Source organism: Robbsia sp. KACC 23696 (assembly GCF_039852015.1).
In the GTDB taxonomy this organism is placed as follows: Bacteria; Pseudomonadota; Gammaproteobacteria; order Burkholderiales; family Burkholderiaceae; genus Robbsia.
Map to the genome: position 1 here is coordinate 1,901,743 of NZ_CP156626.1, position 23,187 is coordinate 1,924,929.

Sequence of the window (23,187 nt, forward strand, 5' to 3'; positions counted from 1 at the left end):
CGGGTCGGCAGAGGAGCGGCCCTGCGCGACCCCCCGCGGTGCCGGCTCGTTGGTCTTCACACCGTTCAAGGTAAGCGATGAGCTCAGTACAGATGGCCGCTTCGGCGGCCGAAGGCGTGGATGTTTCCGGGAACGCGACATCGATTTCCGCGCGATTGGACCGATTGCCGGTGGGCGCGTTTCACTACAAGATGATCGCGATCATCGGCGCGGGGCTGTTTCTCGACGGTTTCGAACTGGCGATGGCGAGCGGTATTCTGGGACAGCTGGTGCACGACGGCTGGAGCAATCTCAAATACAACGGCTATTTTGTTACTGCGACCTTTCTCGGCTTCATGCTCGGGTGTTGGGGTGCCGGCGTCATCGGTGACCGTTATGGGCGCCGGATCAGTTATCAGTTGAATCTCGCCATCTTCGGCGGCGCGTCGCTGCTGGCCGTGTTCGCGCCGAATATCGAGATTTTGATCGCCTTGCGCTTCGTCATGGGTATCGGACTGGGCGCCGAATTGGTGCTGGGCTTCGCCACGCTCGCCGAATTCGTGCCGCCGGCCAAGCGCGGTCGCCTCGTCGCGACGCTTTCCTTTATTGCGCAATGCGGCGTGTTCTTCTCGTCGCTGGTGGCAATGTGGGTCATCCCGCATTTGGGATGGCGCTATATGTTCTTGATCGCCGGCATCTGCGCCGCCGCGGTGTGGATGATGCGCAAGTTCATGCCCGAATCGCCGCGTTGGCTTGAAAGCAAGGGGCGATTTGCAGAAGCCGATACGATCGTACGGGTCATGGAACAGGCGTCCGGCGTGGCGTCGCCGACATTCGACGCGGCCAAGGCGCGCGCGACGGCTTCCGCTGCGAACCCGCAAGGCGACGGCGTCGCCGTGCATGTGGGCATCGGCGAACTTTTCAAGGGCGGCATGCTGCGCCGGACGGTGATCGGTATCGCGACGATGTGCGTGATTCAGATCTGCGTGTACGGCATGGTGACGTGGTTGCCGACCTTTTTCGTCCAGCAAGGCTTCAATATGGTGAAGTCGCTGCAATGGTCGACGATCATGTCGTTCGGCGGCCCGGTCGGCGGTTTATTGGGCTTGTGGCTCGCCGACCGTCTGGGGCGAAAGCCGATTCTCATCGGCGCCGCTTTGCTGGGTATCGTGATCTCGATCGTCTATGTGCAACTGCGCGTGGATTGGCTGCTGATGTTGTTCGGCTTTCTGTTGCTGACGTCGTTTTACATCATCATCGTCGTGGGCCAAGCGGTCTATATGTCGGAGCTGTTCCCCACCCGTATCCGGATGCGCGGTAACGGCTTGTGCAGCACGATTTCGCGACTCGTCGCCGCATCGATTCAATTCGTGATTCCGGCATTGTTCGTATGGGGCGGCGTCAACGCGATTGTCGCCTGCGTCGGCATATCGCTTTTTGTGTTCGGCACGATCGTCCTGACCATCGGGGTGGAGACGAAGTCCAAGCCGCTTGAGGCCATCGCCGAATAAGCGATAGCGGCTTGGCACATTTCTTAAAAACTCGGTAGAAAGCAGGCGTATGACAGTTCACGTACACGACAAGACGATCCGCTCGGACGCCTTGCTGATCCAACACCTTGGCAGCGAGGCGCTGCTTTGCGAGCATATCGGCGCGCTCGACCTTGCCTTGCAGGCGCGTTTCTGGGCGTTTGCCGAATCCGTCGCCGCGTGGGATCACGTTGCCGAGGTCGTGCCGGGCATGAATAACCTGATGGTCGTCCTGCGGCCATCCTGCAGCAGCCCGGAAGGCGTCGCGGCACAGCTTGCGCAGGCGTGGCCGGCAGTATTGCCGGCCACCGTGTGTGGCGCGGTCGTCGAGGTGCCGGTGGACTACGGCGGCGAGGGGGGACCGGACCTGCACGCCGTCGCGCGGCATGCCGGGCTGAGCGTCCACGAGGTAGCGGAGATTCATGCGTCACGCGACTACACCGTGTACTGCCTCGGCGCCCATCCGGGCTTTGGCTATCTCGGCGGACTCGATGCGCGGATTCATACACCGCGGCTCGACAAGCCGCGATTCAACGTGCCGGCAGGCAGCGTCGCCATCGGCGGTATGCAAACGGGCATCATCGCGGCGGAGGGCCCGAGTGGCTGGCAACTGATCGGCCGTGCGACCTTGGATTTCTTCGATCCGCATCGCACGCCGCCGACGCTGCTTTCGCCAGGCGACACGGTGCGCTTTCGCATCAATCGGGTAGTGGCATGATCGAGATTCTCGCAAGCGGTGCACTGTCTTCTATTCAAGACGAAGGGCGCCACGGATTTCGCCGATTCGGCGTCGGCACGGCCGGCGCAATGGATGCGCTCGCGTATCGCGCTGCTAATCTATTGGTCGGCAATACCGTCGCCGCCCCCCATTCGCACGGCGCGGCAATAGGGGCGGCGGCCATTGAAGTGACCGTCTATCCTTTCGTCGCGCGCTTTCTCGCGGATTGCCGCGTCGCACTGACCGGCGCCTTGACGGGGATCCGCCTCGACGAACACTCCCGATTGCCTTGGTCGACCTTCGACGCGGCGGCGGGGCAAACGTTGCGGCTCGATGCGCCGCGTGCCGGCGTGCGCACGTATCTCGCAATTCGTGGCGACGAAGTGATGGACGCGCGCGATACGGACGCGGCTGCGGACGCGGCCGACAATGTCCCCGATGGCGGCTTGGCAGTGCCGCTCGTATTGGGCTCGCGCAGCACCGATATCAAAGGCGGCTTCGGCGGTTTCAAGGGACGCTGCCTGAAGCGCGGCGACGTCGTCCCCTTCGCGCCGGTCAAGTCGCGCATCGCGCGTCGTGCGTTCGCGGTGCGGCCACCCGAAACGTCCCTTGGTGCCGCGCCGACAGACGTCGCACCGCTGACGATACGCGTCGTCGAAGGACCCGAATACGGGTATTTCGATGCTGTGTCGCAGGCGTCGTTTTGGCGGGAAGCCTGGACCATCACCGCCGACAGCAATCGCATCGGCTTGCGCCTGGACGGCACGCCGATGGTCTTGCGTGAACCGCTGGAGATGCGCTCCCATGGCATCGTGCCGGGCGTCGTGCAAGTGCCGCCGCAGGGCAAGCCGATCGTGCTGATGCGAGATTGTCAGACGTCCGGCGGCTATCCCAAAATTGCGACGGTCATTCCGGCCGATCTGCGCAAGCTGGCGCAAGCATCGCTGGGTTCGCGGTTCACATTCGAATCGGTTTCCGTCGCGGAAGCGGGGCGCGCCACGCAACGACACGATGACTATCTGGCGGCCATCGACAACGCCCTTTGGAGGCAAACGTGGAAATAGCGGACATCGTGTCCTTGGTCGAAATGCTGACGCAGCACGACATCGGCGAATTCGATGCGACCTTTGGCGAGACGCGCCTGACGATACGTCGCGAGCCGTCGCCAACGACGACGGCGCTATCGCCGGATCGGACCGCCCCTATGTCCGATGCGCCTGCAACGGCGAGCGCGGCGCCAGCAGCAACACGTTGAAGTCACAGCACTCCCGTGCCAGCGTCGCGACTTCGACGGTCAGCGCCCGTGCATGGCTTGCACGGTACATCGCCACATAGGAGATGGCGGGCAAGGGCGGCACCGTCTTGATAATACCGAGCGCGCCGCCATCGACCAGATATTGCAAGCATTGGCGCGGCAGATAACTGACGCCGACTCCGGACAAGGTCAGGCCGATCTGTGCCACCAGATTATTGCTCGACGAGGCTTTGGGCAGCGTCACGCCGTTTTGCTGGAGGAAACGGGCATAGGTCGAGCCGGTGCCCGAGAGATTGCCCTGCAGCAGCAGCGGAAAACGATCGATCGCCGCGAGCGGAATGCTAGCCTCGCGCGGCACGCCGTCGGGTGCGCACATCCAGGCGTTTTCCACCTCGGCAAGCGGCGTCGACATCAGCGCGTCATCGATCGGGACTGCGGGCGCGACGATGATATCGACCGTGTCCGCCGCCAGTCGATCATGCAGCGTCGCGCTCAATTCCACTTCCGCCTCGACGATCACCTTCGGATAATGCCGCTTGATCGCGGCGACCCACGCGGGTAGCCAGGTCAACGCGGTCAATTCGGTCACGCCGATACGCAGGCGACTGACGAGTACTTCCTTTGCACTGATCGCCTCGACGATCTGGTCGCGGTGTTCGAGGATTTCCTTTGCATACGTAAAAAGCTCCTCGCCCTTTTCCGTTAGCAGCGCCGTGCGATGACTGCGGTCGAATACGCGTACGTCGAAGGTGCTTTCCAGCTCCCGGATGCGTTTCGAAATCGCTGACTGACTGGTATTCAACTTGCGCGCCGACGCTTCGAAGGATCCCAGCTTCACGATCCAGTACAACGCTTCCATCTGCTTGTAGTTCAGCATTGCCCGCTCGAAAACATGAAATAAAAGTATTGTACAAGATAGAAAAAAATCGCTTTTTGATGCAATTAAGAACGCTTACTGTCTGCCTGAATCCCCGTTCTCGATCCCTTTCAGGAGCATTGCATGTCTATCCCCGGCAACCGCATCCATCCCGCACCGGCGTGTGCACCCGACGCCATCGTCACCGGCTTGCGTGACGTCGTCGTGCCGCACCTCAGCGACAATCTGGCCCGCAGCGTCGGCATCGGCGGCCTGACTCGCTATAACAGGACAGGCAAGCTGGTCGGTACCGCTTTCACCGTCAAATGCCGTCCTGGCGACAATCTGATGATCTACAAGGCGCTGACGATGATGTCGGCCGGCCACGTGCTCGTCGTCGATGGCGCCGGGCATCTCGATAATGCTTTGGTCGGAGAATTGATCAAGCTATATGCGTTGCAGCGCGGTTGCGTCGGCTTCGTGATCGACGGCGCCATTCGCGATGTGGCGTGCTTTACCGATTTTCCCTGCTACGCGCGAGGGGTGAATCACAAAGGTCCTTACAAGGATGGTCCCGGTGAAATCAATGTGCCGGTATCGATTGGCGGACAGGTGGTGATGCCGGGCGATATCGTGGTGGGAGACGAAGACGGTGTCGTCTGTTTTCCGCAAGCGTCCGCCGAGCACTTGTTGACCCTCGCGGACGCGCATCGCCGCAAGGAAGACGCGATTCAGCAGGAGATTGCCAGCGGTGTGCCCGATCAGGCGTGGATCACCAAGATCCTGACAGCGAAGGGCCTTATCTGACATGTCCCTGCAATCCATCCCCGCCGCATCGGCGTTTCTCTCGCATCGCATCACCGCGATCAAATCGTCGCCGAGCATGGCGGCCAAAGCGTTGGTCGACCAATTGCGCGCAGAAGGCCGCGACATCATCGACTTCACGATCGGCGAACCGGATCTGCCCACGCCGCAGCCGATCGTCGACGCAGCGATCGCGGCAATGCGTGCCGGCGAGACGAAATACACCGGCGCGAGCGGGACACCGGCGTTGCGCAATGCGATTGTCACGAAATTGCGCCGGGACAACGGATTGACGTATGACGCCAATGAAATCGTCGTCGGCAACGGCGGCAAGCATATTATTTTCGACGCGCTCGCGGTGACCTTGAATCCCGGCGACGAGGTCATCATCCATGCCCCGTACTGGCTGTCCTATCCCGATATGGTCAAGGTCAACGAAGGTGTTCCCGTCATCGTCACCGGGAGCGAGGAGGACGCATTCAAGCTGCTTCCCGCGCAGTTGGAAGCGGCGATCACTGCCCGTACCAAATGGTTGATCCTGAACACCCCGAATAACCCGACGGGTACCGTGTATTCGGAGGACGAACTGCGCGCACTGGGTGCCGTGCTGGCGCGGCATCCGCACGTCTGGGTGATGTCCGATGAAATCTACGAGCATTTCGTCTTCGACGGTCAGCGCCATGTCTCGCCCATCGCGGCGATGCCGTCATTGAAGGGCCGTAGCCTGATCATCAACGGCGCCTCGAAAGGGTATGCGATGACCGGCTGGCGTATCGGCTATGGCGCCGGTCCGATCGCCTTGATCCAGGCCATCACCAAGCTCATCTCGCAAACCACCACCTGCCCGAATGCGGTGGCCCAGGCCGCGGCGGTGGCCGCGTTCGGCGGCAGTCAGGAGGCGCCGCGGCAGGCTGCCGCCTTATATGAGGGCCGGGCGCGGCTCATGGCGGATCTGCTTGCCGAGGCGCAAGGCATCGCCATTGGACGGCCGAAGGGCGCTTTCTATCATTTCCCCTGCGTGCGCGACTTGATCGGCAAGCGCACGCCGGAAGGGCGTCTGCTGGAAACGGATGGCGACATCGTGCAGTACTTCACCGAATGCGCGGGCGTGGCGACGCTGGAAGGCAGCGTTTATGGCGTCGGTCCGTATCTGCGCTTGTCGTTTGCCACGTCGGATGCGGCGATTCGGGAAGGATGTCGTCGTCTGGTCGTCGCCTGCAACGCCTTGCGCTAAGCGGGCGATCGCACCGATCGTTTCAGGCATTTACGCGGTGCGGCAAAGGAGCGGATGCGGCTGCCGCCGTGCCGCGCGACATGCCGTGTTCGGTGGTCGATAGGCCATCGGCATCGATAAATCGTTCCACCGATGCCGCCAGCGCCTGCGGTGCCTGCACCGCCGCCAGATGTCCCGCATCGATTTCCGAGAAAACGATCCTGGGATGGTCCATCGTCAACGCGCGGACTTGCGCCGACGGCCGCAGAAGATCATGCTTACCGGCCAGCATCAGGCAGGGCAGGCGTAACGCTGCCAGCGCATTGCGTGCCTGACCGCCGCCGAGCGCGCGATTCGCGTTCGCATACGCGACCGGATCGTTCGCCAGGAATCGCGCGCGATAATCCTCGAACGCCGGCATGCCGAGCCGCTCGCGCAAGAGCGGCGGATAGGATCGCGCCAACGATGCCTCCACGATGGCCGACATGCCTTCCTCGACGGCCCGTTGCGCGCGCGTTTCGAGATAATCGCGGCGCTCGGCATCGACTTCCAATGCCGGGCAACACAGAATCACGCCCGCAACGCCATGATGGTGTGCGGCATACACCGCCGCCGTCGCGGCACCGGCCGCCAAGCCGAGCAGCCATATCGGGTTGCGATCGATATCGCCAATCACACCGCGCGCCGCGGCATCCGATAAAACCGCATGCAGGTCCTCGGCAAGATTCTCGATGGTATAAGGCGAGCGCGTTTTCTCGGAGAGGCCATGCCCGCGCTGGTCGGCGCATAGCACGGTAAAGCGGCGCGCCAGGGATTGCACAACCGCGTTCCAGCTGTCGACGCTGCCGCCCAACTCATGCAGCAAGACGAGGGTGGGGCGCGCGTGTTCCAGCATCGATGTCACGCTGCTGACGGTGTAGTGCAGCGACGGCGAGGCCGGCGCGGTGGTCCAGTAATGAATGCGATCATGCATGGGAATCGGCCGACATCGACGAAAACCTTACTCTGACGGGATCGCCGCACCTTGGCAAAAACCTTTGCGCGATAGCAAGCCATGCCCTGCCGGCATCGCAAAAGGGGATGGCGGCATTGCCGTCAGCGTTGCGCTATCCAGGTCGCGCGGTCGCGCCAGACGCCGTCCACGACCAGCGTATGCATATTCTCGGTCACGACGTCGGCCATCGTCTGCACCAGCTTGGACGCGCGCTGTTCCCGCAGCGTGGCGAGGGCGATCGTCGAGCGTATTGCCGGGCGTTCGATCGCCAGCGCACGCAGCTCGCCGCGCGCGACCTCGTCCGCGATGGCCGTAAAGGTCAGGATCGAATAGCCCAGCCCGCTTCGCACCAGCGCCTTGGTCAGACCGACACTGTCGACTTCCATCTCGACCCGCAAATGGATGCCGTGTTGCACGGCGGCTTGTTCGAGCACCCGACGGTTTGCATGGGGAAAGCCTGGCACGATCAAGGGCAGCTCGGCCAGATCCCGGATACGCAGCGTCGTGTCGTCGTCGACCTCAGCATAGAGGCCCGGATCCTGGCCACGAGGCGGCCCGACGACCACCATCGGCTCGCTACAAAGGGGGACGACGTCGAAGGCCTCTAACGGCGGCTGATTGTAGACGATGGCCAGATCGACGCGACGATCCAATAGCCACTCCTGCAGCGAACTGCTGAGCCCCTCGCGAACATGCAGGGCCACTTCGGGCCAGCGTTCCCGAAACGTGCCGACGATCGGCGCGGAAACGCGCGCGCCGACGGCGGGCGGCATGCCGATCGCGATGCGCCCGGTCAGCCGGTCCGGCGATGCACGCACATGCTCGCTGGCCTGTGCCACATAGCTGATGATCATCTCGGCGCGCTCCAGCAGACGTGCGCCCGCGCTGGTCAGCCGCACGCCGCGTCCATAACGGACGAACAGGGGCGTCCCGAGTTCCTCTTCCAATTTGGCGATCTGCCGGCTTAGCGCAGGCTGTGCGATATACAACTCGGCCGAGGCGCGACTAAAACTGCCCACGCGCGCGATATGCACAAATGAGCGAAGCTCTCTGATTTCGATGACTGTCTCCGGGGTGCATCTCACGTAAACCCTTATTCATCGGGCGTCGGAGAGCTATTCATTTCCGACATAGCTTTCCATCGATAAAAGGTTTTTGTCAATTCCGGCGTGACACGGCACAGTGTCGTAACTGAAAAAAAACGAAAGCAGGAGACAGGCCGTGGAAAGGGAAAGCGCTAATGCGCGCGCCATTCTGATGGTTTCGATGGAGCCTCCCGCCGCGCTGGAGGAAGAATTCAACGATTGGTACGACACCGAGCATTTTCCGCAGCGTCGGGCCATGCCGGGTTTTCTATCGGCCTCGCGCTGGATCTGCCTCGATGGCTGGCCGCGATGGATGGCGCTCTACGATTTACAAGACAAGACGGCATTGGACAGCGATGTCTATCGCGCAAACGCCGGGGAGCGTTCGACGCCATGGAGCCGCCGCTTGCTGCCGCGGACGATCGGGCGGCGGCGCGTCGTCGCCGAGGCCGTGCCCGGACAGGCCGCGCCCCTCGCGGTGCAATGCGCGAGCGCGAAAACGGCGCGTCTGGTTTTGGCCGGTATCCCGGTGAACACGCGCGAGGAAGCGGCGCGGGTCCATGCCGCGGCGACCGATGCGTTGGCGTCCTCGACGGCGCGAGATGCGCTGCTGCAATTGCGCGGATTTTTCGAGATATCGCCCGACAGCGAATCCGATACGCAGGCCGCGCAGGGAACCGCCTGGTTGCTCGCAGCCTTCGCCACACCGGTGAGTCGTGCCGACCTTGGCGCCTTGACGGGCCGTCTGGCCGGACGCGGCGCCACCACATTGAACGTGTACAGCGCTTATCACCGCGGCCCTTAGCCGCCGTCGTGACATCGCAGGCATATAGAAACAGCGACCATAAAAAATAGGAGACAACGATGAAGCTGCTGGGCAAATTGCATGTTCAGGTTCTCATCGCGTTGATCGCCGCGGCGATATTGGGCGTTGTCGCGCCCAATATCGCCATCGCGATGAAACCGCTCGGCGATCTCTTCATCGGCCTGCTGCGGATGCTGCTGGCCCCAATCGTTTTCTGCACCGTCGTGCACGGCTTGACGCATACAGCGGATATGCGCCGGATAGGGCGTCTGGGGGTCAAGACGCTGGTGTATTTCGAAGTGCTGAGCACCATCGGTATGGCACTGGGCTTTCTTGCCATCAATGTGTTTCGTCCAGGCGATGGACTGCATGCCGTGCATCTCGACACGAGCGTTGCCGTGGCCCACGTCGCGCAGTCCGCTTCGCAGATGACGGTGATGGGATTCGTCATGGGCCTCGTGCCGCACACGCTGGTGGGCGCCTTTGCCGACGGCAATATCCTGCAGGTGCTGTTGATCGCGATGCTCGCCGGTATCGCCTTGAATCTGAGCGTCGGGCCGGACTCGGTCCTCGCGCGCGGCGTGGGGGAAGGGCAGCGCGTGCTGTTCATGATTCTGGGATTCATTATGCGTCTGGCGCCGCTGGGCGCGTTCGGCGCGATGGCCGCCGCCGTCGGCAGCTATGGCGGAGTGACCTTGCTTTATCTGTTGAAACTGGTGCTGCTGTATTGGGCGACGTCGCTCGTGTTTATCCTGGCCGTGCTGGGTATCGTGACGGCGCGCTGTGGGATATCGATCTTTTCGGTGCTCCGCTTCATCCGTGAAGAACTGCTGCTGGTGCTGGGCACCGCGTCCGGGGAAGTGGCGTTCCCGCGGCTGGTGCAAAAATTGGGAAAGGCCGGCTGTGACGAAGTGGTCGTCGGCTTCGTGCTTCCCGCCGGCTATAGCTTCAACCTCGACGGCACCAGCATCTATATGGCGATGTCGGTCGGGTTTTTGGCACAAGCAACCGACACGCCGTTCACGCTGACGCAGCAGTTGGGATTGCTCGCCGTGCTGACGTTGACGTCGCGTGGCGGCACCACGGTGGCAGGGGGCGCCTTTATCAAACTGGCGGCCACGATGCAGTCGGTCAAGGCATTGCCGCTGGGCGGCTTGGGACTGCTTTTCGGGATCGATCGTTTGATGGCGACCGCCACCGCCTTGACGAACATGATCGGCAATGTCGTCGCCGTAATTGCCCTGGCACGCTGGGAACAAGGATTCGATGTCGTGCAGTTCCGCGCCTATCAGCACGCCCCGGTCCCGCCGGCCGAGCCGGAAGCCAATCGCACGAACGAGCACCCGCGGCCGCTCGCCGCCGGCCCGGTTGGATTGACGCATCGGGAATCGGCGCGCTGAGGTCGCGCTCGCATCCCTCTTCATCATGACATCGCGATAAAGGAAAGCTTCAATGAAACGCATAGCAGATCTCGACCCGGATCACATGTCGCCGGAACAACGCGACGTCTATGACGCGATCGCCAGCGGTCCGCGCAAGGGGGTGCGAGGTCCTCTGGCCGTCTGGTTGCATCGCCCGGAGCTTGCACGGCACGCACAGGCGCTAGGCCGATATTGTCGCTACGATACGTCCTTGCCGCCGCGCCTGTCCGAACTTGCGATTCTGACGTTGGCACGCGTGTGGGCATCCGAATACGAATGGTATGCGCACAAGCACATCGCATTGGAAGCCGGGGTCGCGCCGGACATCGTGGAAGCCATTCGCACGCATCAGTCACCTCCCTTTAAGGAGACGGATGCCGACGCTTCGGCCATTCACGCTTTTCTAGTCGAACTCCATCGCACGCGTCAGGTATCGGATGCGGTCTATGCGGAAACGGTGCGCCGAATCGGCGAGGCAGGGGTGGTCGATCTGGTGGGACTAGCGGGGTATTACACGCTGATTTCGATGACGATCAATGTGTTCGGCGTGCGGCCACCGGCGGGTACGCCTGACGAATTGAGCGCTACCGCATGAGCGCCTTGAAAACATCGGCACCGCCGCTGGCAGAATCGCGCGTTCCGTCGATCGTGTTGCCGCCGAACAGCTGCGATGCGCACTGCCATATCTTCGGCCCCTTCGATCGCTATCCCTTGCCGGACGACCGCAGTTTCAACCCGGCGCTCGCGCCGGAAACCGCGTTACGCCGCTTGCACGACCGACTCGGTTTCGCGCGCGCGGTGTTGGTACAGAGTCAGGGGCATGGTTACGACCACCGTCCCTTGCTCGACGCCTTGCAGACCGGCGCGGGGCGCTACCGCGGTGTGGCCTTGATTCGCCCGTCCGACACCGACGCGACGATCGCCCAATATGCCGCGGCGGGCGTCCGTGGCGCGCGCGTGCATTTTCTGGCGCATCTTGGCGGTCGTCCGGATCTGGAGGCCATTCGCACCTTGTGCTCGCGTATCGCGCCGCACGGCTGGCACCTGGCCATTCATCTGGCCGGCCGCGATATCGTCGAGCAGGCGGCTTTTATCGAGACATTGCGGGTACCGGTCGTGATCGATCATATCGCGCGTCTCGATATTACCGACGGCGTCGAAGGCGACGCAATGGGGGCGCTGCGGCGCTTGCTCGATACGGGGAAGGTCTGGCTGAAGTTGTCGGGCGCCGATCGCCTGTCGAAGCAGGGCACCCCGTTCGACGATACGGTGCCGATCGCTTCCGCATTGGCCGCGCATGCACCGGAGCGGATGCTGTGGGGGAGCGACTGGCCGCATGTCAATTTGAGCAGCGCGATGCCGGACGACGGCGATCTGACCGATCTGATCGCGCGCATCGTGCCCGATCCGGCTCGGCGCACGCAGATGCTCGTCGATAACCCGACGAGCTTTTTCGGCTTCGCGTGACGCCAACGCAGGCGTCAGTGGAACGTCGTTTTCGAGTATTGCAGCTTCGTCAAGTCACCGTGTTCGAAACGAAACCACCCTTTCGAACCCTGCATGACGACTTCCTCGCCTTGCCAGAACACGCGTCTCACCGACATGCGCAGGCCGATCGTCTGAACCACCGGCGGATGACGGCGGAAGTCGTACAGCATCAGCCCCGCATCGGTTTCGACGACCATCCGTCGGACGATGTCGCCTGCATCGACGGTTTCATCGAAGTGACGCAACCTGTTCGCCGGAAAGTGATCCAAGGTCGCGCCTTGTAGCGTGACGATGACCTCGCGACCGCGCTGTTCGAATTGCAATGTGCCGGACGGGGTCGCGCTCGGTCCGGCATTGCTACTCTGGGCATGCGCCGCGAGCGGAAAACAGCAGGCCGCCCATAGCGCAATCAAACCGCGTCGCATCATGCCTCGACGCGGGTCCGTGATGTGGCGCAAGCATCCCTTCAACATGCATTCCTCGCTTTGACTGCGTTCAATGATACGGCAGCGCATCACATGCGATCGACTGCCTCGCGCACCGCCTCTGTCGGACCGGTCGACTCGGCGCCGTCGGCCATTTGCCGCAACAGTTGCAGGAAGGTTCGCAGTTGCGGACTGGGCGTCTCGTTGCGCCGCAACACCACGCCGAAGGGCGGCAAGGCCGCGCCGGTATCGGCAGGCAGCAGCCCCAGGACGCCGGACTTCACATGGTCGCGGACGACGGTTTCCGACAGCAGCATGATGGCATCGGTCAATTGCACCATCTGCAACATCGCGAAGACGGAACTGCATTCGACAATGTCTTTCGGAAACGCGATATGTGCGTTCGCAAGCGCCAGGTCGAAGGCCATGCGCGTCGGCGTCGTCGCCGATTGCAATAACCACGGCCATTTTCTACACAAGGCTTTCACCGAGAGATCGTGCTTGCCCGGCTGCAACAGCGGATGACCGCGCCGCACCGCGAGGCATAGCCTTTCATTGCCGATCGCCTCGAAGCTGAAACTATCGTGTCGGTCGGCCGTCACGTCCCGCGCGATGGCGACATCGATCTGGCCACGCTCCAATAAATCGATCAGCTGATCGGTCGTATCGCCCATGATGCGGATGCGCAAACGCGGATGAAACGTTTTGATCTCGACCAGCGCATTGACGACCAGATCCGGCGCCGCGCCCATCACCGCCCCCACCGCCAGATGCCCGTATCCGCCTTCGCGGAATTCGGTGAAGTCGGCGGAGAAACGTTCGAGCGTCGCCAAGGTATTGCGGGCGAAACGCAATACTTGTTCGCCCAACTCGTTCGGCTGCATGCCGCGTGAGCGGCGCTCGAACAAGGCGCATCCGAGCATCTCCTCGACCTCCTGCAGCATTCGGGTTATCCCTGGCTGCGATACATGCAAGGCTTCGGCCGTGCGGTGCAGATTGTTCGTGACGCCAAGGGCCACCAACATCTGCAAGTGCTTGAATCTAAGGCGGTTCAGAAGGACGTGCGTGACCGGAGCGTTCATGTCGGGACCTCTTGGCGATCAGAGAATCGTATCAGTTCTAGCGGTTTTGTGATTAGTCGCTTATTGGTGGTACTGGGTAAAGTGCAGCTAACAAAAAATCAGTCCGATAACAAGCGTGTGGAGACAGGTCATGAACCAGCATGCGGTGGGAAGCCATCCCGACTTACGTGCCGCCATCCGGCAGGCGACCCGAAGGCTATTGCCTTTCTTGTTGCTGATGTATGTCATGGCCTTTCTCGATCGCGCCAATATCGGGTTTGCGAAGGCGCAATTCCAGGCGGACGTCGGCATCTCGGACGCCGCCTATGCGTTTGGCGCCGGCGTGTTCTTCATCGGCTATGCGCTGGTCGAAGTGCCGAGCAATCTGATCATGCAGAAGGTGGGCGCCCGTATCTGGATGTGCCGGATCATGGTGACGTGGGGCCTTATTTCAGCGGCCATGGCCTTTGTAAAAGGGGAAACGTCTTTCTACGCACTGCGATTCCTGCTCGGCGTGGCCGAAGCCGGTTTCTTTCCCGGCGTCATTCTTTACCTGACCTATTGGTTTCCCCAGCAAACGCGCGGCAAGGCCCTTGGGCTGTTTTATTTCGGGGCGCCTATCGCCTTTATCGTCGGAAGTCCTTTATCCGGGCTGTTGCTCGAACTGCATGGCGTGAATGGTCTGGTGGGATGGCAGTGGATGTTCCTCGTCGAGGGCTTGCTCGCCACCGTTGTCGGCGTCGCCGCCTTGATCTATCTGGTCGACCGTCCGCGCGACGCCAAGTGGTTGACGGCGCCGCAACGGGACGCCTTGGTCGCCGCACTGGAGGCCGAAGATCAGGCTAAGCGTGCGCACAGCCCCGGCACGGTGCTGCAAGCACTGTTCAATGGTCGCGTGCTCTATCTTTGCGCGATCTATCTGTTGATCCAGGCCAGCGTCTACGGCGTGGTGTTCTATCTTCCCACGCAGGTGGCGGGCTTGATGGGCCGCAAGATCGGCTTCACGGTCGGTCTGGTGGCGGCGATCCCCTGGCTCTGCTCCGCCTTGGCCGCCTATGTCGTGCCGGGCTATGCGGACCGCCATCGCCGGCATCGCATGGTGGCTGCCGTGACGCTGTTTATCAGCGCGGCGGGCATCGCCGCCTCGGTGGCCGTTAGTCAACCGATCGTCGCCTTGATCGCACTGTGTTTCGCCGCGGCCGGGTTTATTTCGGTACAACCCGTCTTCTGGCACTTCCCAGCCGCCTTCGTCAGCGGCGCGGCGGCGGCCGCCAGCTTCGGTCTGATCAATTCATTCGGCGCCGTCGGCGGCTTTATTGCGCCGAACCTGAAACATGCTGCCGAGGTCGCCTTTCATTCGCCGGCAGCAGGGCTGTACACGCTAGCCGCCACGACCGTTCTGGCCGGCGTGATGATCGCCTTCATGGGCGGCCGTACGACACAAAACGCCCCGTCAGCGCCGCCTTATCGCGCATGACTGCACAGCAGGAGAGGGTGCGATTTTGCTGGCAAAGGCGTTACCGATGACATCGGCACCTTCGGCAAACCGCGCCTGCGATCCGTCCCTATCTCACTCGTCCTTATCGTTTTCCGGAGCACCTCATGAATGCCTCGACCCCGACCATCAAGCATATCCGCGCCTATACCTTACGGGGCGGCGGTGCCGATTACCATGACCAGGGTGAAGGGCACTGGATCGACGACCATATCGCCACGCCGATGAGTCGCTATCCCGAATATCGCCAGAGTCGCAAGAGCTTCGGTATCAATGTGCTGGGTACCCTGGTCGTCGAAGTGGAGGCCAGCGACGGCACTGTCGGCTTTGCCGTGACGACCGGTGGCGAGCCGGCCGCCTACATCGTCGAAAAGCATCTGTCGCGCTTTGTCGAAGGCGCGAAGGTCACCGATATCGAAAAAATCTGGGATCAGATGTATTTCGGCTCGCTGTATTACGGTCGCAAGGGGCTTGTCGTCAACACGATTTCGGGCATCGATCTGGCTTTATGGGATTTGCTCGGCAAGATTCGCGGCGAGCCGGTGCATCAATTGCTCGGCGGCGCCGTGCGCGACGAGCTGCAGTTCTACGCCACCGGTGCGCGGCCCGATCTTGCAAAAAAGATGGGATTCATCGGCGGCAAAATGGCGCTGCATCACGGTCCTGCCGAAGGAGAGGAAGGCTTGCAAAAGAACCTCGCGGAACTGGCCGAGATGCGTGAGCGGTGCGGCCCGGATTTTTGGCTGATGTGGGATTGCTGGATGTCGCTCGACCTCAACTATGCGATCCGCCTTGCGCATGAAGCCCGACGCTACGGCCTGAAATGGATCGAAGAAGCGCTGCCGCCCGATGATTACTGGGGCTATGCCGCATTGCGCAAACAGGTTCCGCCCGGCATGCTGGTCAATACCGGCGAACATGAAGCCACGCGCTGGGGTTTTCGCATGCTGCTGGAGATGGGCTGCTGCGACGTCATCCAGCCAGACGTCGGCTGGTGTGGCGGCGTGACCGAGCTGATCAAGATTTCGGCACTGGCCGATGCGCATGGGGCCATGGTCGTGCCGCATGGTTCGTCGGTCTATAGCTATCACTTCGTCATTACGCGACACAACAGTCCCTTCGCCGAGTTTTTGATGATGGCGCCCAAGGCCGATCAGGTGGTGCCGATGTTCCATCCGCAATTGCTCGACGAACCGGTGCCGGAAAACGGACGGATGCGGGCGTCGGCGCTGGACAAGCCGGGATTCGGCGTGCGCTTGAACCCCGAATGCAAATTACACCGTCCCTATGATCATTGACGACGAGACGTCTCAGCCCTCGGTCGGCATGCCGTGAGGCGTGCATCGCCGTCAGGCAGTGCCGGTCGAATGCTCGGGGCTTCACCCGATTCCCGTAGAGCTGCACAGCAGCCGTAGTGGAGGAGACAGAGATGCAATACGCAAAAACGCCGCGCCTGCGGCGCACGCAGGTGCTTGCGTTGACGCTGCTGGTCATCGCCGGCTTCGTCAATTATCTCGACCGTAGCACCCTGGCGGTGGCGAATTCGACGATGTCGCACGAACTGTCGTTCAGCCCCACGCAAATGGGGCTGCTGCTCGCGGTGTTTTCCTGGGCGTACGCGGTCGCGCAGTTACCGATCGGTGGCTTGCTCGACCGCTTCGGGGCACGCGTCACCTTGGCCATCGGCATGTGCGTCTGGTCGATCGCACAAGCCGCGATCGGCGTCATGACGCAGCTTTCGCATCTGCTTGCCGCACGCGTCCTCCTCGGGCTCGGCGAAGCACCGCAATTTCCAGCGGGCGCCAAAGTGGTCAGCGAATGGTTTCATCCGAAAGAGCGCGGCGTGCCATCCGGTATTTTCAATATGTCGTCGTCGCTGGGGCCGGCGATCAGTCAGCCGATCCTGTCCGCGTTTCTATTGGCGATCGGCTGGCGCGCGACCTTTATGACGATGGGCGCGCTCGGCGTCGGCGTGGCGTTCGTCTGGTATCTGGTATATCGCGACCGTCGCACCGTAGCGCTGCACAGCGATGAATATCGCTATTTGGCCGGTACCGAAGTCAGTCCGGCGCCTACCGTCGACCCGGCTGGCATTGACGGCCGCCTCGATGCACATCACGCCGCGCGCAATGCCACGGCGATGCCCACCGAGACGCCGCAGCAAGTAACGATGGCGGACTGGCGCGGCTTGTTCAAGCTCCAGGTCACCTGGGGCCTGATCCTCGGCTATGTCGGCGTGATCTATATGACCACGCTGTTTCTGACCTGGCTTCCCGCGTATTTCCAACGCGTGCATGGCATCAGCTTGGCCAATGCCGGTTGGGTCTCCAGCATTCCCTTTTTATTCGGGACGCTCGGCGTACTGAGTGGCGGCGCCATCGTCGATGGCTTGGCGCGGCGCAGTCGAAATCCGTGGGCCAGCCGCCGCTGGCCGATTGCCTGCGGCCTGCTGTTCGCCGCGCTGGCCACCGTGGCAACGGCTTACGTCAGCGGTACGGCCAGCGCGATCGGCATGCTGTGCGTGGCGATGTTCGCGCTGAATGTCAGCATTGCCGGCGCCTGGTCGATGGTCAGCGTGGCGGTCCCGTCGCGGATGGTCGCGTCGCTTGCAAGCCTGCAGAATTTCGGCGGCTATTTCGGCGGCGCCTTTGCACCGCTGATCACCGGCATGGTCGTGCAGAAGACCGGCTCCTTTACGGCGGCGCTGGTCATCAGCGCGGTGGTCGCGATCGGCGGGGCGCTCGCCTATCTCTTCCTGACGGCCGAGCCACGCGATCAGCCACGAGAATCCGACGCGGCACCGCGGCCGATCGCCCGTCCGCATACGCAAACCTGAAAGGAGAAACGCGATGGACCCCTTGCTGAATGCTTTCAAGCAGGCGCTCGCAGCCCATACGCCGCAATACGGCACCTGGAACAGCTTCGCCAGCAATTACGCAACCGAAATCATTGCGCAATGCGGTTATGACTGGATGTTGATCGACGGCGAACACGCACCGAATTCGGTTCAGACGATTCTCTCGCAATTGCAAGCGGTCGCCCCCTACGCGACGCATCCGGTCGTCCGGACGGTGAACCACGACCCGTCGTTGATCAAGCAGTTGCTCGATATCGGCGCCACCAGTTTGATGGTGCCGATGGTCGAAACGGCGGAGCAGGCAAGCGCACTGGTCCGGGCGATGCGTTATCCGCCCCATGGTTTCCGTGGCATCGGTGGCGGGCTGACACGGGCGACGCGATGGGACGGCATCCCCGATTACCTCGCGCGCGCCGATGCATCGCTTTGTCTCACCGTCCAGATCGAATCGCTCGCCGGTCTCGATCATGTCGACGCGATCGCGAAAACCGAAGGCGTGCACGGTCTCTTTGTCGGGCCCGCCGATCTATCGGCCGCACTCGGTCATCCGGGCGACGCGAGTCATGCGGAAGTGCAGACCGCAATCAAGCGCATCATCGATGCCGCCCGTGGGGCGGGGAAGGCCGCCGGCATTCTGGCGCCGGCCTATGACGACGCGATTCGCTATCGCGAGTGGGGCGCGAGCTTCGTCGCCGTGGCCATCGATATCCCGCAATTGCGGCTTGGCCTGACCCAGACGCTGGCGCGCTACAAGACGCCGGAAGCCGGCGGCAATGCGACAACGCCGGCCGTTCGATCCCGCGGCACCTATTGAAAACATTCATCAGGAGACAGGCATGCCCGATTCCATCAGTACCTATCAACACTATATCGATGGCGCATTCGTCGAATCGCCGGCGCATTTCGATGTGACGAATCCCGCAACCGGTGCGCTGCTTTCGCGCGCGCCGATCGCCAGTGCCGAGCACGTCGATCGGGCGATCGGTGCAGCGCGAAAAGCGCAACGCGGCTGGGCAAAGAAAACCCCCATCGAGCGCGCCGGGCATCTGCGGCGAATCGCAGCGGCATTGCGGGAAGACGTCGCGCGCCTAGCCGATGTGATCGTGCGCGAGCAAGGCAAGATACGCGGCTTGGCCGAGGTCGAGGTCAATTTCACGGCCGACTATATCGATTACATGGCCGAGTGGGCGCGGCGTATCGAAGGCGAGATCATCCCCAGCGATCGCGCGAATGAAACGATGTTCCTGTTTCGCAAGCCGATGGGCGTGGTCGCAGGCATCCTGCCCTGGAACTTCCCGTTCTTTCTCATTGCACGCAAGATGGCGCCGGCCCTGATCATGGGCAACACCATCGTGATCAAGCCGAGTGAGGAAACGCCCAACAATTGTTTCGAATTCGCGAAGATCGTCGCACGGACCGATCTCCCGGCGGGCGTCTTCAACGTAGTGGGCGGCAAAGGCGAGGTGGGCGGTCAACTGAGCGCCCACGCCGGCGTCGATATGATCAGCTTTACCGGCAGCGTTGGCACTGGCCAGCGCATCATGGCCGCATCGGCGAAAAACCTGACGAAATTGAATCTCGAATTAGGCGGAAAGGCACCGGCGATCGTCCTCGCCGACGCCAATCTCGACCTTGCCGTCAACGCCATTCGCAGCTCGCGCATCATCAATACGGGACAGGTCTGCAATTGCGCCGAGCGCGTCTATGTCGAACGCGGCGTGGCCGATGCTTTCATCTCGAAAATCACCGCGGCGATGAAGGCGACGCGCTATGGCGATCCGGGCAGCGACGGCAACGTCGAGATGGGTCCGCTGATCAATCAGGCCGGGCTCGATAAGGTGCTCGCCAAAGTCAGCGGCGCGCGCGAGCAGGGCGGCAAGATCGTGCTTGGCGGCAAGGTGGCCGACCTGGGGCAGGGTTTCCACTTCGAGCCGACGGTGATCGTCGATTGTCGCGAAGATATGGCGATCATGCGTGAGGAAATCTTCGGTCCGGTACTGCCGATCCAGATCGTCGACGACCTCGATCACGCCATTGCGCTGGCGAATGACTCGGACTACGGTTTGACCTCCTCGGTGTACACTGAAAACATCTCGAAGGCGATGCATGCGGTCCAGGGCTTGGACTTCGGCGAGACGTATATCAATCGCGAAAACTTCGAGGCGATGCAGGGCTTTCACGCCGGCGTACGGAAAAGCGGCATCGGCGGGGCGGACGGCAAGCATGGCGTGCTCGAATACACGCATACGCAGGTCGTTTATCTGCAAACCTGATACGGGGTTCCCGGAATCTACGATGAAAGTGGCTTTGTTCATACCCTGCTTCATTGATGCGTTCTACCCGGACGTCGGCATCGCGACGCTGGAGCTGCTCGAGCGGCTTGGCGTCGACGTCGACTACCCCGCGCGCCAGACCTGTTGCGGCCAACCGATGGCGAATAGCGGCGCGCAACAAGAAGCGGCCGGCGCCGAACGCGTCTTTGTCGATAACTTCCGCGGCTATGACTATATCGTCGGGCCTTCCGCCAGTTGCATCCATCACATCCGCGCGCACCTCGACGCGATCCCGCAGGAAGACGATGTGCTACGCGTCCGCCGTAACGCGTATGAACTGACGGAATTTCTGCATGACGTGTTGAAGGTGAGGGATTTCCCCTGGGCACGGTTCCCGCATCGCGTCGGGCTGCATAACAGTTGCAGCGCGCAGCGTCACCTGGGCGGTGCGAGCAGCAGTGAAATCGGTGGTCCGACGTTTTCCAAAGCACGCGCCTTGTTGGAAGGCGTGGCCGACATTCGCTTTGTCGAACCGCAACGCGCCGACGAGTGCTGCGGCTTTGGCGGGACGTTTGCCGTCGGCGAAGAAGCGGTATCGGTGCGGATGGGCCAGGAAAAAGTGGCGCGCCATCTCGAAGCGGGCGCGGACTATATCGTCTCCGGCGACATGTCCTGCCTGATGCATCAACAGGGCTGTGCGCAACGGCAACAGATCGCGGCGCGTTTTATGCATATCGCGCAGATTTTGAACGGCGATGCGGGAAGCGTCGGACAGTACGCGACGCCGGAACGGGCGGTGGTCCGTACACCTGACGTGCCGGAGGCCGTCACCGGTGGCGCCGTACAGCAGCGCGTCGTGCTGCGGAGTCCGCGCCAATGAGTGCCCGCGGCGCAAAGCGCGTCGACCACGCGTCGGCGGCCAAGCAGTTCATCGCAAAGGAAGCCCATCTTGCGTTTCATGACAAACGCCTCTGGGATCTCCGCAGCAAGCGGGACGCGCAGGCGCATGCCTTGCCCGAGTGGGAGACCTTGCGCGAGACGGCTTCCGGTATCAAGGAACACACCTTATCGCATCTCGCCGATTATCTGGCACAGTTCGCCGATCGCGCCGAGGCGAACGGCGTCACCGTGCACTGGGCCGCCGACGCCGACGAACACAATGCGATCGTCACGCGCCTGATGCAGGAGCGCGGCTTGAAGGTGCTGGTGAAAAGCAAATCGATGCTGACCGACGAATGCGCGATGCGCGACCATCTCGCGGGTGTCGGTATCGAGGTGATGGAAACGGATCTGGGCGAACGCATTCAGCAGCTCGATCATCAGGATCCCAGCCATATGGTGGTGCCGGCCGTGCATAAATTGCGCGGCGATGTCGCGGCGCTATTCGCGCGCGAGATCGGCACCGACGCGCAGAACGACGACATCCATTACCTCGCGGAAAGCCAGCGCAACAACACGCGTCCCTCTTTCTTGCGCGAGGATGCGGCGGGGATGACCGGCTGTAATTTTGCGATAGCCGAAACCGGCAGCGTGGTGGTGTGCACGAACGAGGGCAATGCCGATCTGTCCGCGAATATTCCCGGTCTGCATATTGCCTCGATCGGGATCGAGAAGCTGATTCCGCGCATGTCGGACCTCGGCGTCTTTATCCGTATGCTGTCGCGCAGCGCCTTGGGCTCGCCGATCACGCAATACACATCCCATTTCCAGCGGCCGCGCGATGGCACGGAGATGCACTATATCCTGGTCGATAACGGCCGCAGCGAACGCCTGGCGATGCCGGATTTCTGGCCTTCCTTGAAATGCATCCGCTGCGGTGCCTGCATGAATACTTGTCCCGTGTATCGTCGCAGCGGCGGCCTGTCGTACGGCAGTACCTATTCGGGTCCGATCGGCGCGATCATCAATCCGGCGCATGATCTGCGCAAGTTCAGCGCCTTGCCTTTTGCCTCGACGCTGAACGGCAGTTGTACAGCCGTGTGTCCGGTGAAGATCAATATTCACGAGCAGATCTATCGCTGGCGTCAGGTGTTGTCGCGTGAAGGCGAGGTCCCGCTGGTGAAGACCGAAGTGCAGAAGATGGCCGGCCGACTGTTGGCGAGTCCGACCGTCTATCGCGGCACGCTGCGGGCAATGCAGGGGACGATGCGACGTCTACCGCATTTCGTTTTGTACAACCCGCTCAATATCTGGGGCCGTCAGCGCGATCTCCCCGAGGTGCCGAAGGAAACGTTTCATGACTGGTATCGACGAACGCGAGGTAAGGGCGATGACGACTGAGGCGCGCGGCGCGGACGGTGTGTTGCAAGCGTCGAGCGGGGCAGCGGCGCGGGCGCGGATGCTGGAAAAAGTGCGACGCGCGCAGCCTGCAGGCAAGCCGCTCCCGTCCGTCCCGGTATTTCCGGTCCTCGATACGCGCAGTCGGCAGGAACGCTTCGAACAAGCGCTCAATACGATGGGCGGCAACGCGGTCGTGCTCGATGCGATAGGCGGCGTGGCCGGCTTGCCGAACTGGCTGACGGAACGTTTCGGTGCCGATGCGCGGATTGCATCGGCAGCCGCGGAAGTACAAGGCAATGCGGCCCTCGACGCGACGATCCCACCGGCGCAGTTTGCAAACTTGGACGTCGGCGTCGTGCGTGCCCGTTTCGGGATATGCGAGACGGGTTCCGTCTGGCTGAGCGAGGCGGAATATATCGTCAATGCCATCGGCTACCTAGCGCAGCATCTCGTCGTGCTGCTGGATCCGGACAGTTTGGAAGAGGGCGTACAGCACGCCTATCAGCGCGACGATTTCAAGACGGCGAAGTACTGCGTCTTGGTCACCGGACCGTCCGCCACCGCCGATATCGAGGGCGTGATGATCCGTGGCGCACAGGGCGTACGCTCCTTGACCGTGATCTGGTGCCGCAAAGCCTGACCCGAGAGG

22 protein-coding genes are annotated in these 23,187 nt (G+C 62.1%); 17 read left to right on the plus strand and 5 right to left on the minus strand.

All coding sequences use genetic code 11. The annotated features are described in order from the left end of the window. Nucleotides 1-77 precede the first annotated feature (77 nt). From ABEG21_RS07975 to ABEG21_RS07985, 3 genes are read left to right on the plus strand one after another with little or no spacing between them, the layout of a single operon-like run. The gene (locus ABEG21_RS07975; protein ID WP_347554131.1) at nt 78-1,490 is read left to right on the plus strand and encodes an MFS transporter; all 1,413 of its coding nucleotides are present in this window, start codon (nt 78-80) and stop codon (nt 1,488-1,490) included. Nucleotides 1,491-1,539: 49 nt separating this feature from the next. Continuing rightward, nucleotides 1,540-2,226, plus strand: a complete 687-nt coding sequence (gene pxpB / locus ABEG21_RS07980) for a 5-oxoprolinase subunit PxpB (protein ID WP_347554132.1) — start codon at nt 1,540-1,542, stop codon at nt 2,224-2,226. Next, nucleotides 2,223-3,290, plus strand: coding sequence for a biotin-dependent carboxyltransferase family protein (locus ABEG21_RS07985; RefSeq protein WP_347554133.1), 1,068 nt, complete (start codon nt 2,223-2,225; stop codon nt 3,288-3,290). Before pxpB ends, ABEG21_RS07985 begins: the two co-directional genes overlap by 4 nt. A gap of 138 nt (nt 3,291-3,428) precedes the next feature. On the opposite strand, the gene ABEG21_RS07990 is transcribed toward ABEG21_RS07985, so the two are convergent. After that, nucleotides 3,429-4,358 carry a LysR family transcriptional regulator gene (locus ABEG21_RS07990; protein WP_347554134.1) on the minus strand — a complete coding sequence of 310 codons (930 nt, stop codon included), beginning with the start codon at nt 4,356-4,358 and terminating at the stop codon, nt 3,429-3,431. A gap of 123 nt (nt 4,359-4,481) precedes the next feature. Between ABEG21_RS07990 and ABEG21_RS07995 the strand changes: the two genes are divergently transcribed. Together ABEG21_RS07995 and ABEG21_RS08000 are read left to right on the plus strand one after the other, a co-directional pair. Beyond that, nucleotides 4,482-5,144 (plus strand): RraA family protein, encoded by a 663-nt coding sequence (locus ABEG21_RS07995; protein WP_347554135.1) that lies wholly within the window; start codon nt 4,482-4,484, stop codon nt 5,142-5,144. Nucleotide 5,145: 1 nt separating this feature from the next. After that, on the plus strand, nt 5,146-6,375 hold the full coding sequence (locus ABEG21_RS08000) for an aminotransferase class I/II-fold pyridoxal phosphate-dependent enzyme (RefSeq protein ID WP_347554136.1): 1,230 nt from the start codon (nt 5,146-5,148) through the stop codon (nt 6,373-6,375). A 22-nt stretch (nt 6,376-6,397) separates the two neighbouring features. Here ABEG21_RS08000 and ABEG21_RS08005 read toward each other — a convergent pair whose 3' ends face one another. Continuing rightward, nucleotides 6,398-7,327 (minus strand): alpha/beta fold hydrolase, encoded by a 930-nt coding sequence (locus ABEG21_RS08005; protein WP_347554137.1) that lies wholly within the window; start codon nt 7,325-7,327, stop codon nt 6,398-6,400. 122 nt (nt 7,328-7,449) lie between these two features. Beyond that, nucleotides 7,450-8,433: a LysR substrate-binding domain-containing protein gene (locus ABEG21_RS08010; protein WP_347554138.1), complete on the minus strand. Its 984-nt coding sequence runs from the start codon at nt 8,431-8,433 to the stop codon at nt 7,450-7,452. 136 nt (nt 8,434-8,569) lie between these two features. On the opposite strand from ABEG21_RS08010, the gene ABEG21_RS08015 reads away from it, so the two are divergent. From ABEG21_RS08015 to ABEG21_RS08030, 4 genes are read left to right on the plus strand one after another with little or no spacing between them, the layout of a single operon-like run. Then, the gene (locus ABEG21_RS08015; protein ID WP_347554139.1) at nt 8,570-9,238 is read left to right on the plus strand and encodes a hypothetical protein; all 669 of its coding nucleotides are present in this window, start codon (nt 8,570-8,572) and stop codon (nt 9,236-9,238) included. 59 nt (nt 9,239-9,297) lie between these two features. Next, complete coding sequence (locus ABEG21_RS08020) at nt 9,298-10,638, plus strand: cation:dicarboxylase symporter family transporter (protein WP_347554140.1); 1,341 nt, start codon at nt 9,298-9,300, stop codon at nt 10,636-10,638. 52 nt (nt 10,639-10,690) lie between these two features. After that, nucleotides 10,691-11,254: a carboxymuconolactone decarboxylase family protein gene (locus ABEG21_RS08025; protein WP_347554141.1), complete on the plus strand. Its 564-nt coding sequence runs from the start codon at nt 10,691-10,693 to the stop codon at nt 11,252-11,254. Then, nucleotides 11,251-12,126 (plus strand): amidohydrolase family protein, encoded by an 876-nt coding sequence (locus tag ABEG21_RS08030; RefSeq protein ID WP_347554142.1) that lies wholly within the window; start codon nt 11,251-11,253, stop codon nt 12,124-12,126. The genes ABEG21_RS08025 and ABEG21_RS08030 overlap by 4 nt, the downstream gene beginning before the upstream one ends. Nucleotides 12,127-12,140: 14 nt before the next feature. On the opposite strand, the gene ABEG21_RS08035 is transcribed toward ABEG21_RS08030, so the two are convergent. Together ABEG21_RS08035 and ABEG21_RS08040 are read right to left on the minus strand one after the other, a co-directional pair. Further along, nucleotides 12,141-12,620 (minus strand): hypothetical protein, encoded by a 480-nt coding sequence (locus ABEG21_RS08035; protein WP_347554143.1) that lies wholly within the window; start codon nt 12,618-12,620, stop codon nt 12,141-12,143. Nucleotides 12,621-12,661: 41 nt separating this feature from the next. Then, the gene (locus ABEG21_RS08040; RefSeq protein WP_347554144.1) at nt 12,662-13,654 is read right to left on the minus strand and encodes a LysR substrate-binding domain-containing protein; all 993 of its coding nucleotides are present in this window, start codon (nt 13,652-13,654) and stop codon (nt 12,662-12,664) included. 130 nt (nt 13,655-13,784) lie between these two features. Between ABEG21_RS08040 and ABEG21_RS08045 the strand changes: the two genes are divergently transcribed. From ABEG21_RS08045 to ABEG21_RS08080, 8 genes are all read left to right on the plus strand, one after another. Further along, the gene (locus tag ABEG21_RS08045; protein ID WP_347554145.1) at nt 13,785-15,110 is read left to right on the plus strand and encodes an MFS transporter; all 1,326 of its coding nucleotides are present in this window, start codon (nt 13,785-13,787) and stop codon (nt 15,108-15,110) included. A 125-nt stretch (nt 15,111-15,235) separates the two neighbouring features. Next, the gene (gene rhmD / locus ABEG21_RS08050; protein ID WP_347554146.1) at nt 15,236-16,426 is read left to right on the plus strand and encodes an L-rhamnonate dehydratase; all 1,191 of its coding nucleotides are present in this window, start codon (nt 15,236-15,238) and stop codon (nt 16,424-16,426) included. 131 nt (nt 16,427-16,557) lie between these two features. Next, complete coding sequence (locus ABEG21_RS08055; RefSeq protein ID WP_347554147.1) at nt 16,558-17,964, plus strand: MFS transporter; 1,407 nt, start codon at nt 16,558-16,560, stop codon at nt 17,962-17,964. A 13-nt stretch (nt 17,965-17,977) separates the two neighbouring features. Beyond that, complete coding sequence (locus tag ABEG21_RS08060; protein WP_347554148.1) at nt 17,978-18,799, plus strand: HpcH/HpaI aldolase/citrate lyase family protein; 822 nt, start codon at nt 17,978-17,980, stop codon at nt 18,797-18,799. Nucleotides 18,800-18,821: 22 nt separating this feature from the next. Beyond that, nucleotides 18,822-20,258 (plus strand): aldehyde dehydrogenase, encoded by a 1,437-nt coding sequence (gene aldA, locus ABEG21_RS08065; RefSeq protein ID WP_347554149.1) that lies wholly within the window; start codon nt 18,822-18,824, stop codon nt 20,256-20,258. A gap of 22 nt (nt 20,259-20,280) precedes the next feature. Next, complete coding sequence (locus ABEG21_RS08070) at nt 20,281-21,138, plus strand: (Fe-S)-binding protein (RefSeq protein WP_347554150.1); 858 nt, start codon at nt 20,281-20,283, stop codon at nt 21,136-21,138. Then, complete coding sequence (locus ABEG21_RS08075; protein WP_347554151.1) at nt 21,135-22,538, plus strand: LUD domain-containing protein; 1,404 nt, start codon at nt 21,135-21,137, stop codon at nt 22,536-22,538. The genes ABEG21_RS08070 and ABEG21_RS08075 overlap by 4 nt, the downstream gene beginning before the upstream one ends. A gap of 58 nt (nt 22,539-22,596) precedes the next feature. Further along, nucleotides 22,597-23,178, plus strand: coding sequence for an LUD domain-containing protein (locus ABEG21_RS08080; RefSeq protein WP_347556677.1), 582 nt, complete (start codon nt 22,597-22,599; stop codon nt 23,176-23,178). Nucleotides 23,179-23,187 lie beyond the last annotated feature (9 nt).